At 48.5% G+C, this 12681-nt stretch carries 10 protein-coding genes; 5 read left to right on the top strand and 5 right to left on the bottom strand.

Features of this window, described 5'->3' with window-relative positions; genetic code table 11:
• Positions 1–46: 46 nt before the first annotated feature.
• Genes infB through typA form a run of 4 tightly spaced genes read left to right on the top strand, consistent with a single transcriptional unit; the run spans position 47 to position 6037 of the window.
• Entirely contained in the window at positions 47–3019 is a 2973-nt protein-coding gene (gene infB / locus GGR41_RS11880) for a translation initiation factor IF-2 (RefSeq protein ID WP_167662078.1), read from the top strand.
• Positions 3020–3024: 5 nt separating this feature from the next.
• Positions 3025–3432 carry a 30S ribosome-binding factor RbfA gene (gene rbfA / locus GGR41_RS11875; protein WP_167662076.1) on the top strand — a complete coding sequence of 136 codons (408 nt, stop codon included), beginning with the start codon at positions 3025–3027 and terminating at the stop codon, positions 3430–3432.
• Positions 3433–3467: 35 nt separating this feature from the next.
• Positions 3468–4220 carry a tRNA pseudouridine(55) synthase TruB gene (gene truB, locus GGR41_RS11870; RefSeq protein ID WP_167662074.1) on the top strand — a complete coding sequence of 251 codons (753 nt, stop codon included), beginning with the start codon at positions 3468–3470 and terminating at the stop codon, positions 4218–4220.
• Positions 4217–6037, top strand: a complete 1821-nt coding sequence (gene typA, locus GGR41_RS11865) for a translational GTPase TypA (RefSeq protein ID WP_167662072.1) — start codon at positions 4217–4219, stop codon at positions 6035–6037. Before truB ends, typA begins: the two co-directional genes overlap by 4 nt.
• 79 nt (positions 6038–6116) lie before the next feature.
• Here the strand turns inward: typA and GGR41_RS11860 are convergent, their stop codons facing one another.
• From GGR41_RS11860 to GGR41_RS11840, 5 genes are all read right to left on the bottom strand, one after another.
• Positions 6117–6887, bottom strand: coding sequence for an ABC transporter ATP-binding protein (locus tag GGR41_RS11860; protein WP_167662070.1), 771 nt, complete (start codon positions 6885–6887; stop codon positions 6117–6119).
• Between the two features lie 5 nt (positions 6888–6892).
• Positions 6893–7609, bottom strand: a complete 717-nt coding sequence (gene hisM / locus GGR41_RS11855) for a histidine ABC transporter permease HisM (RefSeq protein ID WP_077734820.1) — start codon at positions 7607–7609, stop codon at positions 6893–6895.
• The gene (locus GGR41_RS11850) at positions 7606–8295 is read right to left on the bottom strand and encodes an ABC transporter permease (protein WP_167662068.1); all 690 of its coding nucleotides are present in this window, start codon (positions 8293–8295) and stop codon (positions 7606–7608) included. Before GGR41_RS11850 ends, hisM begins: the two co-directional genes overlap by 4 nt.
• 84 nt (positions 8296–8379) lie before the next feature.
• Complete coding sequence (locus tag GGR41_RS11845; protein ID WP_167662066.1) at positions 8380–9174, bottom strand: transporter substrate-binding domain-containing protein; 795 nt, start codon at positions 9172–9174, stop codon at positions 8380–8382.
• Between the two features lie 2 nt (positions 9175–9176).
• Positions 9177–9878: an LOG family protein gene (locus GGR41_RS11840; protein ID WP_167662064.1), complete on the bottom strand. Its 702-nt coding sequence runs from the start codon at positions 9876–9878 to the stop codon at positions 9177–9179.
• Here GGR41_RS11840 and polA point away from each other — a divergent pair.
• Entirely contained in the window at positions 9877–12636 is a 2760-nt protein-coding gene (gene polA, locus GGR41_RS11835) for a DNA polymerase I (protein ID WP_167662061.1), read from the top strand. The genes GGR41_RS11840 and polA overlap by 2 nt on opposite strands.
• Positions 12637–12681: the final 45 nt, after the last annotated feature.

Genomic DNA, 12681 nt, shown 5'->3' with positions numbered 1-12681 from the left:
GATTAGGGTCATATTTATTAGAATAAGTCGTTATAGAGAGAGTCGAATGCCGAGTAACACAGTTGAACAGTTCGCCAAAGAGCTAAAAACACCCGCTGAAACGTTGTTAGAGCAACTGCGTAGTGCAGGGGTTCAGGTAAAATCGGTAAACGATGTCATCACTGCAGCAGATAAGGCTAAATTGATGGAGTCGGTGCGGGGCGATAAAATTACCCTAACGCGCCGTAAAACATCAGAGATACGCCAAGCCGACGGCTCGGGTCGTTCGCGCACTATCCCTGTAGAAACACGCAAGCGACGTGTTTTTGTAAAACGTGATACTACTGAGTTATTGGCAGAGGCTGACAAAGCACAGGAGCAAGCTGCCGTGGTTGCAAACGCAGCAAAAGCATCGACTCAGTCCAACGAAGAAGCGGTCAAGGCGCCTCAGCCTGTCGCCGTTTCCCCGGCTCCTGTAGCCGCACCTAAAGATGCTCCTAAACCAGAGACTACTTCAACTCAAGTAGCTCAAGAGGAAACCGCACCTAAAGCGGAATCTCCCGCTATACCATCACCCGCCGAGCCTCAGGCCGAGCAGGGTGCCGCACCAATCGAGCAGTCTGTGACGCCTTCCGCTCCCGCTTCAACGCCAGAGCCTACGCCCGAAGCCAAACAGACTCCAGTTAACAAACAGCCTGATTCTGTGGAAAAGGCTGATGAGGTAAAGCCTGCCGTGGCAGAACAGACGAAGAAACAGGATAACGTGGTCGAAGATAAAAAATCCTCCCCTAAAAAACCAAGCCCTGCACGTAACGATCAATCCAAGGGTCGTGGTGCAGCATCTAATAAACCTCGCCCAGCAACCAAGACCGTTGCGCCGGCAGCAGATCGTCACCCGATTTCCGAGGCATCTGCGGATCCCGCCGCCGAGCGTGAACGCGAGCGTGCACGACGCGCTGCCGCCGAAGAGGCCGCAGCGATTAGTGAAATGCTAAATCGTCCTCGCAAAGTGCTGCGTGCTGCAGAGCCTGAAAAAGAAAATAAAAAAGCGACGAAAACGAGCAGCAAAAAAGAAAGCAAAGCACCAGAGGTTAAAAAAGTCGTTAAACCCGCTAAAGCGGCGGCAGACAGCGCATGGACGGATAACCGTCGTAAAACATCCAAGGCAGATGTTGCGGCAGCGGCGGCAGGAAAGGAATCCTGGCGCGCGTCATCACGCGGTGGCCGTCGTGGTCGTCGTGGTCGCGAAGACGAGCAGCGTCAACAGCAGCCTCAGCAACCCGAGTTTATTTCTCGCGAAATTGCCGTGCCAGAGACCATCACTGTGGCTGACTTGGCACACAAAATGTCTATCAAGGCCACCGAAGTCATCAAGCACTTGATGAAACTTGGCCAGATGGTCACGATCAACCAAGTCCTTGACCAAGAAACTGCGATGATTCTGGTCGAAGAAATGGGTCACAAGGCCATCCTAGCGAAACTGGATGACCCCGAGTCCTTCCTCGAAGACGCTTTTGTGGGCGAGGTTGAAGAAGAAAGTCGTGCTCCTGTTGTCACCGTCATGGGGCACGTTGACCACGGTAAAACCTCTTTACTTGACCATATTCGTCGTGCCAAGATTGCAGCTGGCGAAGCCGGTGGTATTACTCAGCACATTGGTGCTTACAACGTTAAAACAGATCGCGGCACGATCACATTTTTGGATACTCCCGGTCACGAAGCCTTTACCGCCATGCGTGCCCGTGGAACGAAGTCCACTGACGTGGTGATTTTAGTGGTTGCTTCTGATGATGGCGTGATGCCACAAACCCGTGAAGCCATTCACCATGCTCGTGCTGCAGGGGTGCCACTAGTGGTTGCCGTCACCAAAATTGATAAACCTGAAGGTAACCCCGAGCGCGTTAAACAAGAACTCGTGGCCGAAGAGGTCATCCCCGAAGAATACGGCGGTGATGTACCGTTTGTACCGGTTTCTGCACGTACAGGCGAAGGCATTGATGAGCTTCTCGAAAACGTCTTGCTTCAAGCTGAAATGCTTGAACTTACTGCACCGGTTAACACACCAGCCCGTGGTACAGTAATCGAAGCCCGTTTAGATCGCGGTCGTGGCCCTGTAGCAACCATCTTGGTTCAAAGTGGTACCTTACATCGCGGCGACACCGTGTTGGTAGGGGCTAGCTTTGGTCGCGTTCGTGCTATGACAAATGAAACAGGGAAAAATTTGGCCGAAGCCGGTCCATCCATTCCTGTGGAAATTCAAGGTTTAACCGAGGTTCCTGCAGCTGGTGACGAGCTCATCGCGATGGCCGACGAGCGTAAAGCACGCGAAATTGCCCTGTTCCGTCAAGGTAAGTTCCGCGACGTCAAACTCGCCCGTCAACAGGCAGCGCGTCTTGAATCTTTATTCGAGAATGCCGGCGAAGAAGCCAAAGTGTTGTCGCTTATTATTAAAACGGACGTTCAAGGTTCCCAAGAGGCTTTGGTTAGCTCCTTGTTGAAACTTGCCACTGACGAAGTCAAGGTTCAAGTGGTACACGCGGCAGTAGGGGGTATCTCTGAAAGCGACGTCAACCTAGCTATTGCGTCGAATGCAGTGATTCTAGGCTTTAACGTGCGAGCTGAAGCCACAGCGCGTAAACAGGCAGAACTTAACGGTATTGATATTCGTTACTACAACGTCATTTACGATGCGGTAGATGAAGTTAAAGCTGCCTTGTCTGGCATGTTGACTCCCGAAGAGCGCGAAGAAGTCATTGGTATGGTTGAAATCCGCGAGGTCTACCATATTTCTCGCATCGGTAAGGTTGCCGGTTGTATGGTTACTGAAGGCATCGTCAAACGTGACTCGCAGGTTCGTTTGTTACGTGACAACGTGGTCATCTGGACTGGCCATCTTGAATCCCTACGTCGCTTCAAAGACGATGTACGTGAAGTACGTCAAGGTTTTGATTGCGGTATTACCTTACGTGGTAATAATGATCTCGAAGTCGGCGATCAGCTTGAAATCTTCGAAATCAAAGAAATTGCCCGTACTTTATAATTTTTATGGCAAGACATAAATCCAAACCAGCAAGCGGGCGTAACGTCCGCTTAGCCGACCAGATCCAAAAGGATCTGGCCGAGCTTATCCAGCGTGAAATTGATATGTCTAAAGCAGGTCTGATCACCTTAACAGGGGTAGACCTGTCTGCTGACTACGCGCACGCCAAAGTTCACTTTACTGTGTTAGGTGCCGAGCCCGACACAGCAACGGAAATTCTTAACACCAAAGCAGGTTGGTTCCATTCGCAGTTGTATAAAATGCTGCATATCCATACCGTACCGACTTTGCGTTTCTTTTATGATGATCATGTAGTGCGTGGCATGGAGATGAGCAAGCTCATCGAGGAAGCAAATCGCCCATTTAGCGCCGCCGATCTCAAGCCTGACGACGACCCTGACGATCGCTCCTGATCGGCTGCCGTCAATTAACTGTAGGAATTACAATCATGGCAAGCCGACGACGTGGACGCTTGTTGGACGGCGTGTTGCTGTTAGATAAGCCCGAAGGTCTATCCAGTAATCACGCTTTGCAACGCGCTCGTCGAGCAATGGACGCGCGCAAGGCCGGTCATACCGGTACTCTAGACCCGTTTGCAACCGGTTTATTAGTTTGTTGTTTTGGAAAGGCAACGAAAATTTCTGGGCTCTTGCTCGATGCAGACAAAGCCTACGAAGCCACTATTCAATTAGGCTCTGAAACGGATTCCGGTGATCTAACCGGCACCGTTGTTGCCACAGCAGACAACTTTTTGGGCGTAACTCAAGCCCAAGTTGATGCGGCCTTAGCTCAATTTCGTGGCCCCATACAGCAAATTCCACCTATGTTCTCTGCGCTGAAACGCGATGGGAAGCCCTTGTACGAATATGCTCGTCAAGGGATAGAGCTTGAACGCCCGCCACGTGATGTGGTGATTCATCAGCTAGAGTTAATTTCATTTACACCCACTGAATTACGTGTTTTTGTGCATTGCAGCAAAGGCACTTATATTCGTACATTAGCCCAAGATATCGGTCGTGCTTTAGGTTGTTATGCGCATTTAACCGCATTGCGTCGCACGCAAGTTGGGCCTTTTTCCATAGAGACTTCGATTGAACTCGAGGCCTTACAAAACCAGTCCGAACCGGAAACCACGCTGATTGCTTTAGCCGATTTGCCGGATGGATTACAGCTAGACAATCTCAAGAAGGAAGCACTATGACTCGCGCCTTGCGCAATGTGGCAATTATTGCCCACGTTGACCATGGTAAAACAACCTTGGTTGACCAATTACTTAAACAATCCGGTACCTTCCGTACTAATGAACACGTGTCTGATCGTGTGATGGACTCGGGCGATATTGAAAAAGAACGTGGTATCACGATTTTGGCCAAAAACTGTGCGGCTGAATTTGAAGGTACTCATATCAATATTATTGATACTCCCGGCCACGCTGACTTTGGTGGTGAGGTAGAGCGCGTTCTTTCTATGGTGGATGGCGTGCTGCTCTTGGTGGATGCGGTTGAAGGACCCATGCCGCAAACACGCTTCGTGACCCGCAAAGCCTTAGAGCTAGGTTTAAAACCGATCGTGGTCGTGAATAAGATCGATCGAGGTGGTGCGCGTCCTGACTTTGCGGTGAATGAAACCTTTGACTTGTTTGACAAGTTAGGCGCTACCGATGAGCAGTTGGATTTCCCCATTATTTATGCGTCTGGTTTGTCCGGATTTGCCGGCGACAGTCCGGATATTCGCGAAGGCGATATGCGTCCGTTATTTCAAGCTATCTTAGACCACGTGCCACAACGTGAGGACGATCCTGATGGCCCTTTGCAATTGCAAATTTGCTCGTTGGACTATAACTCGTACGTCGGTAAGATCGGTGTAGGCCGAGTCAACCGTGGTCGCGTTCGTGCTGGACAAGAAGTCGTCGTGAAGTTTGGTCCAGATGGCGAAAGCATTAAGGGTCGAGTCAATCAAGTACAAACCTTTAAAGGCTTAGATCGTCAACAGGTTGCCGAAGCGCAAGCTGGCGACATTGTACTGATCAATGGTATCGAGGAAATTGGTATTGGTTGTACTTTGACAGATCCAAACCATGTAGAGCCATTGCCTTTGTTGCGCATTGACGAGCCAACTCTTACCATGAATTTTATGGTGAATTCCTCGCCATTAGCAGGGCGCGAAGGTAAGTTTGTTACGAGTCGTCAGATTCGTGATCGGTTAGACCTAGAGCTGAAATCTAACGTCGCATTACGTGTTAATGAAACGGGTGATGACACCACCTTCGAAGTATGTGGCCGTGGTGAGCTACATCTAACGATTCTAATTGAAAACATGCGTCGTGAGGGTTACGAGTTAGCCGTATCACGTCCTCGTGTTTTGATCCGTGAGGAAAACGGCGTCAAGTTAGAGCCCTACGAGTTGCTAACGGTTGACGTGGAAGACAATCATCAGGGTGGCATTATGGAAGAGCTAGGTCGTCGTCGTGGCGAGCTCTTAGACATGCAGGCAGATGGTAATGGGCGTACCCGTCTAGAGTACCGTATTCCCGCGCGTGGTTTAATCGGTTTCCAAGGTGAGTTCATGACCTTGACTCGTGGTACAGGACTAATGAGTCACATTTACGACGAGTACCGCCCTTTACGTGAAGGAGCTGTTGGTGAGCGCCGTAATGGGGTGTTAATTAGTCAGGACGATGGCGATGCCGTGGCCTATGCTTTGTGGAAACTTCAAGAGCGTGGCCGTATGTTTGTTAGCCCTAATGATTCCGTCTACGAGGGAATGATTATCGGTATTCATAGCCGCGACAACGATTTGGTCGTTAATCCAATCCGCGAGAAAAAGCTCACGAACGTGCGCGCTTCTGGCAAAGATGAGCACATTGACTTAGTACCACCTATTCGTTTGACTCTAGAGTACGCCGTTGACTTTATTGATGACGACGAGTTGGTCGAGGTGACACCAAAATCAATTCGCTTGCGTAAACGCTACCTCAAAGAGCACGAGCGCCGTAAACATGCGCGCGACGATTATTAATCGTTAAAAGTGCTAGCTAAAAAAACCCCGCTTTAAAAAGCGGGGTTTTTTGATGTAGGTCTTAAAGTCAGCTAAGAGGTTATTTTAAATTACCGGATAAAAACTGCTGTAAACGGGGGCTGGTGGGGGTATCGAGCAGGTCTTTAGGGGTTCCTTGCTCTTCAATTACGCCTTGGTGGAGGAAGATGAGCTCGTTGCTGACATTGCGTGCAAAGCCCATCTCATGGGTAACGACTAGCATCGTACGGCCTTCGTCAGCTAATTGTTGCATGACTCGTAAGACATCGCCGACTAACTCGGGGTCCAGCGCAGAAGTGGGTTCATCAAACAACATGACCTCGGGCTCCATGGCTAAAGCACGAGCAATCGCTACCCGTTGTTGTTGGCCACCCGACATATGAGCTGGGTATTGCTTAAATGTGCTAGCAGCCAAACCGACTTTGTTTAGGTAATGCTCGGCGCGATCTTGGGCTTCTGCTCGGCTGAGTTTAAGAACCTGAGTGGGGGCCTCCATTACATTAGCCAGCACATTCATGTGGCCCCATAGGTTAAAGTGCTGAAACACCATCGCTAAGCGTGTACGCATTTTACGTAAGGTATTAAGATCAGAAATCTTAATTTGGCCCTTGTGGTTAATGGCTTCCACTTGGTCGTTATCCAGTTGTACTTTGCCTTGATCGGGCAGCTCAAGAAAGTTAATGCAGCGTAAAAACGTGCTCTTGCCTGAGCCGCTAGAGCCAATAATTGAAATAACGTCTCCAGCTGCCGCCGTTAACGAGACGCCTTTTAGTACCTGATGTGCGCCATAGCTTTTATGAATATTTTGTACTGAGAGCTTAGGTGTGGTCATAGCGATTAATGGGCTTTAGTAGGCTGTAACGGAACAAGAAGACGTTTTTCTAGTAAACGAAAAATGCCGACAAACAAAAAGGAAACACTAAGATAAATCAGTGCGGCAATGCCATACGAAGCAAACGTTTCATAGGTGGCAGAGTTTGCGTCGCGCGCTATTTTCAAAATATCGGGTACGGTAGCTGTAAAAGCCAAGGAGGTAGCATGTAGCATTAAAATGACTTCATTGCTATAACCTGGCAAAGCGCGACGTAATGCCGAAGGCAGTATAATACGACGATACATCACACTTTTTTTCATCCCATAGGCTCGAGCGGCCTCAATGTCGCCCGCCGGGGTTTGACGAATTGCACCAGCAAAGATTTCCGTCGTGTACGCCATATTGTTTAAAACCAAAGCGAGCACCATACAGTTAAAGCCACTTTGAAAAAAAGCATTTAATGCAGGCGTTTGTTTGATGATCTCAAGGCTGTACATGCCCGTGTAAATAAACAGGATTTGCACATACAGTGGTGTTCCACGAAACACATAAGTAAAAAACCAGATAGGCTTGGCAATATAAGCGCGCTTGGAGTTACGCCCAATTGCCATAAAAATAGATAACACAAAGCCAATGGCTAAGGATAAGGCCAGCAACCAAAGGGTAACAGCTAGGCCAGAGAGCTGGCCATTGTTGCTATAGAGATAGGCCTGCCAAAATTCTTCTAAAACGGTGTTCATAGCTCAGCTCGTTTTACGCCCACAGAATAACGTTTTTCCAATAGGTACAGGACAGCATTGGATACCGTGGTTAAAGCCAGATAAATCAGGCCGGTCACACTAATGAAGAGGAAGACCTTAAAGGTCACATTGCCTGCATTTTGCGCGACTTTGACAAGGTCGTTAAGACCAATTAATGACACCAACGCCGTGGCCTTAAGTAAAACTTGCCAGTTATTGCCCAAACCAGGAATTGCATGACGCATCATTTGAGGAAACTGAATACGGCTAAAAACCTGCCAACGCGAAAATCCATAAGCCACGGCGGCTTCGGCTTGGCCTGCAGGAATGGCCATAAATGCGCCGCGAAAGGTTTCCGTAAAATAGGCACCATAAATAAAGCCTAAGGTCAGCACACCCGCAGAAAAAGGCTCGATATCGATATAGGGTAAGTGCAGCGCATCGGTCAATGTATTGAGATAGAGCTGCATGCTAAAGAAAATAAGCAGCAACAGCACTAAATCGGGAATGCCGCGTATAAGCGTGGTGTAAAGCGCAGCCACAAACCGCGCTACTCGATTTTTAGAGAGTTTGGCGCTGGCTGCAATTAGCCCCAATAGCACTGCCACAATTAACGACAGAATGGCTAATTTAATGGTTTCCCAAGTGCCCGCGACTAGTTGCGGACCGTAACCCATTAATGACATGAGAATGAAGGATAAAGACTAAATAAATCACAAAACCCGTCTTAAATGCGGGTTTTGCGGGCAAATCCGTTGATTATACGGGGCTTAATGGCCAGATGGTAGTTCAATTGTCTGCGGTTGAAAGTATTTTTCGCTAAATTGTTGGATTGTACCGTCTGCAAGCATGGCCTTGATGGCATCGTCTACAGCTGCTTTAAGCTCTTTGTTGCCTTTGCGCAAACCTATGGCAATGGGTTCGTTAAGAATAGGGCTGTTGTTGATGACGGCACCCGTCAGGTGAAAGTTAGCGCCTTCGGGTTTATCTAAGAAGCCGTCTACCGCGTTAGGGGCTTCTTGGAATGAGGCATCAATACGCCCAGCGGCTAAGTCAGTAAACGCGTTAGTGTAGCTGGGGTAGGCAATGATTTGTACGCCTTTAGGGGCCCACTCTTTGCGCGCATAGGTTTCCATGGTGGTGCCTTGTTGTACCCCAATGCGTAAACCTTTTAGCGACTCGGCGGTAGGCTCGAGATTTTTATCTTTAGAAGCCACAAGACGGGAGGCCACAATGTATAAAGGCGTAGTGAAATCAATCACCTTGCGACGTGCATCCGTGGCGGTCATGGTCGAGTTGGCCAAGTCAAACTTACGTGCCTGCAGACCCGGAATAAGACTGTCGAAAGATTGGTCAATCCAAACGCATTTGGCTTCGAGGCGTTTACAGATTTCATTGCCTATATCAATATTAAAGCCTTGGATTTCACCATTTGGGGCAATGAACTCGAAGGGAGGGTAACCGGCTTCGGTGGCAATGCGAATTTCTTTTAAATCAGCGGCTTGGGTAGCAGCGGAGACAGTAAATAAAGCAGCGAGGGCTAAACGTAGTAGATTTTTTTTCATCTTTAATCCTTGTCATAGGGCATTTCTTTTGGAAGTGCCGGTGCTTCCTCGGGTTTGGAGGCAAAGCCTGAGCAGCAGCTTTGAATGATTTGCATGACTTCGTCAAGATCGTCAGTTAGGGTGATTAAGTTTACGTCATTTGGCGCAATGTACGCATGACTAATTAATTGATTTTTAATCCAGTCGACCAAGCCGCTCCAAAACTGAGTGCCCACGAGTACAATAGGGGCAGGTGGGTTTTTATGGGTTTGGACTAGGGTGAGGGCTTCGAATAATTCATCCAACGTGCCAAAACCACCAGGTAGTGCTATATACGCTGCGCTGTGCATGAAAAAAGTTGCTTTGCGCGAATAGAAATATTCAAACTGTAAGCTATGTGTTTGATATGGGTTATTCGTGGTTTCACGGGGTAGGCGAATATTTAAGCCCACGCTTTTGCCACCCGCCTCGTAGGCCCCTTTATTGGCGGCCTCCATAATACCTGGCCCGCCCCCAGCAATCACGGGAAAACCAGCCTCGGCTAGCTTTTGGCCCAGTTGCTCTGCTAACCCATAGTAAAGATGATCTGTTTTGGTGCGCGCACTACCAAATACACTTACACCCCAGCCGATTTCCTGTAGAGTATCAGCAGCAGTTTGTAGCTCATTGCTAATCACAGGTATTTGTATAGCGGCCGGTAAACGAACGATTTTATTATTAGACATGAAAAAAACCTTGTTGCTAGTTGATGGATCCAGTTATTTGTATCGTGCTTATTATGCGATGTTTCGTAGTAATTTAACGAATGCACGCGGCGAACCCACTGGAGCCATGTATGGTGTCATCAATATGTTGCGTAAACTTTTACAAGACATTGATGCTGATTATATGGCGTGTGTGTTTGATGCAAAAGGGAGCACGTTCAGAGATGACCTATTTGCGGACTACAAAGCCCAGCGCGAGTCTATGCCTGAAGACCTAGCACAACAAGTCAAACCCCTGCATGAGATCATTCAAGCAATGGGCTGGCCTTTGCTTTGCGTACCCGGAGTCGAAGCAGACGACATAATAGGCACTCTAGCACATCACGCTACAGAGCACGGCTTGCACACAATTATTTCTACGGGCGATAAAGATTTAGCTCAATTAGTCAATCCGCAGGTCGAGCTTATTGACACCATGAAAGATGAACGCCTTGACGAGGCAGGTGTGGTAGAGAAATACGGGGTGCGTCCAGATCAAATCATTGATTACTTAATGCTAATGGGTGATACCTCGGACAACATACCCGGTGTACCCAAAGTGGGGCCTAAAACAGCGCAAAAATGGATACAACAATACCAAACCCTTGATAACTTAATTGCGCATGCCGATGAAATTAAAGGGGTGGTTGGGGATAACTTGCGCGAGTTTATTCCTCGTTTCGAGCTAACACGTCAGTTAGTGACAATCCGAGTGAATTGCGATTTGCCTGATGGGATTTGTGAAATTGATCATCTTTTACCTAAAGCCCCAGACAAAGCCAAACTAGAGCATTATTACAACGAATACGGTTTTCGCACCTGGCTGCGCGAGCTCACAGGAAATGAAGAGCAGGTACCACGCCAAGACCGTAGCAAGGCACCGCTTTCTACTGAGCCAGTAGAAACCCCTCAAGCCACACCTTCCACTTTGCCTAAGATTGAGCAGGTAGAGTATGAGACTGTTACTCGCCCCGAGCAATTACAGCAGTGGCTAGAGCGTATAGAGCAGGCAGAATGGGTTGCTTTAGATACAGAGACCACCTCGTTAGATCCCATGCAGGCCCAATTAGTGGGGTTATCGTTATCGGTACAAATGGGGCAGGCTTGTTATATTCCTCTCGCACATACAGGCATGGCGCAAAACCAACAGCTAGACAAAGTGGCTACCTTAGAGGCGTTACGTCCTTGGTTTGAGTCCACCAGAGCAACAAAGATTCTGCAAAATGCAAAATACGATAGCCATGTGCTTGCTAACGAGGGCATTCAGTTGCAGGGCATAGCGCACGACACGATGCTGCAAGCCTATGTGTTAGAGGCACATCAACGTGTAAACATGGAAGAGCTCATGCAGCGTTGGCTAGGTATAGAAGGCACTTCCTATGAAAGCATTTGTGGTAAAGGGGCAAAACAAATTGGCTTTGCCGAGCTCGATATCCCCACAGCGGCTCATTATGCTGCTGAAGATGCAGACATGACGCTGCGTTTACACCATATCTTGTACCCGCAAATTCAGGCCCAACCGGGGTTGTTGCGTATTTATGACTTGGAAATTCAAACCTCAGTGGTGTTAACGCAAGTTGAACGCAATGGCGTGGCTATTGATAGCGCGTTGCTGCAAAAGCAAAGCCAAGCCTTAGGACAGCGCTTGGTCGAGCTAGAGCAAAAAGCATATGAGTTGGCTGGGCAGCCATTTAATATGAACTCTCCAAAACAGGTAGGAGACATCCTCTTTGATAAGCTGGCATTACCGATCAAACGTAAAACAGCGAGTGGCGCTCCTTCGACAAGTGAAGATGTCCTACAAGAATTAGCACTGGATTACCCTTTGCCCAAGTTAATGTTGGAATACCGGGGTATTGCTAAACTTAAGTCTACCTACACCGACAAACTCCCTAAAATGATTGATGCCAAAACAGGGCGGGTTCATACGCGCTATGCACAGGCTGCGGTCATTACAGGTCGTCTGGCATCATCGGATCCAAACTTACAAAATATTCCTATTCGTACCCCCGAAGGGCGTCAGGTGCGAGATGCGTTTGTGTCCTCGTTAGGAAAAGTGGTCGCTGCGGATTACTCCCAAATTGAACTGCGCATCATGGCCCACGTATCAGGCGATAAAAACCTACAGCGTGTATTTGAAGAGGGCGGTGATGTACACCGTGCTACCGCAGCAGAAATTTTTCATATTGAACCCGCCGCCGTCAGCTCTGAACAACGTAATGCCGCTAAAGCCATTAACTTTGGTCTAATTTATGGCATGGGCCAATACGGTTTGGCAAAAAACCTGGGGATTAGCAACGCAGCGGCCAAATCTTATATTGACCGTTACTTTGCTCGCTATCCTGGGGTGGCTCAATATATGGAAACCATCAAAGCGCAAGCTAAACAACAAGGCTATGTGGAAACGGTTTTCGGGCGCCGTCTGTATTTTCCTGATATTAATGTTAAAGGGCCTCGCGCCGCTGGAGCACAACGTGCGGCGATTAATGCGCCTATGCAAGGCACAGCGGCTGACCTAATTAAAATGGCTATGGTTGCCGTTCAGCACTGGCTCACAAAGCAAAATATGCGCACATTGATGGTGATGCAGGTGCATGATGAATTGGTTTTTGATGTGCCAGAGGACGAAGTGCCCACACTCATAGAGGCGTTGCCTAAGTTAATGTGTGAAGTTGCGCAGTTAGAGGTACCGTTAATTGCCGAGGTAGGGGTTGGCGCTAATTGGGGGCAAGCCCACTAAACCGCTACTCTATGCTAATGGCAGTCTCCCCGTCCTCAATGACGG

Source organism: Paenalcaligenes hominis (assembly GCF_011927625.1).
Lineage (GTDB): Bacteria > Pseudomonadota > Gammaproteobacteria > Burkholderiales > Burkholderiaceae_B > Paenalcaligenes > Paenalcaligenes hominis.
Note: the sequence above shows the minus strand (reverse complement) of the source record. Positions and strands in the feature narration are given on the sequence as shown.

Coding starts and splice junctions, on each gene's coding strand:
- infB (WP_167662078.1), top strand. CDS start 47: ATGCCGAGTAACACAGTTGAACAGTTCGCCAAAGAGCTAAAAACACCC.
- rbfA (WP_167662076.1), top strand. CDS start 3,025: ATGGCAAGACATAAATCCAAACCAGCAAGCGGGCGTAACGTCCGCTTA.
- truB (WP_167662074.1), top strand. CDS start 3,468: ATGGCAAGCCGACGACGTGGACGCTTGTTGGACGGCGTGTTGCTGTTA.
- typA (WP_167662072.1), top strand. CDS start 4,217: ATGACTCGCGCCTTGCGCAATGTGGCAATTATTGCCCACGTTGACCAT.
- GGR41_RS11860 (WP_167662070.1), bottom strand. CDS start 6,887: ATGACCACACCTAAGCTCTCAGTACAAAATATTCATAAAAGCTATGGC.
- hisM (WP_077734820.1), bottom strand. CDS start 7,609: ATGAACACCGTTTTAGAAGAATTTTGGCAGGCCTATCTCTATAGCAAC.
- GGR41_RS11850 (WP_167662068.1), bottom strand. CDS start 8,295: ATGTCATTAATGGGTTACGGTCCGCAACTAGTCGCGGGCACTTGGGAA.
- GGR41_RS11845 (WP_167662066.1), bottom strand. CDS start 9,174: ATGAAAAAAAATCTACTACGTTTAGCCCTCGCTGCTTTATTTACTGTC.
- polA (WP_167662061.1), top strand. CDS start 9,877: ATGAAAAAAACCTTGTTGCTAGTTGATGGATCCAGTTATTTGTATCGT.
- GGR41_RS11840 (WP_167662064.1), bottom strand. CDS start 9,878: ATGTCTAATAATAAAATCGTTCGTTTACCGGCCGCTATACAAATACCT.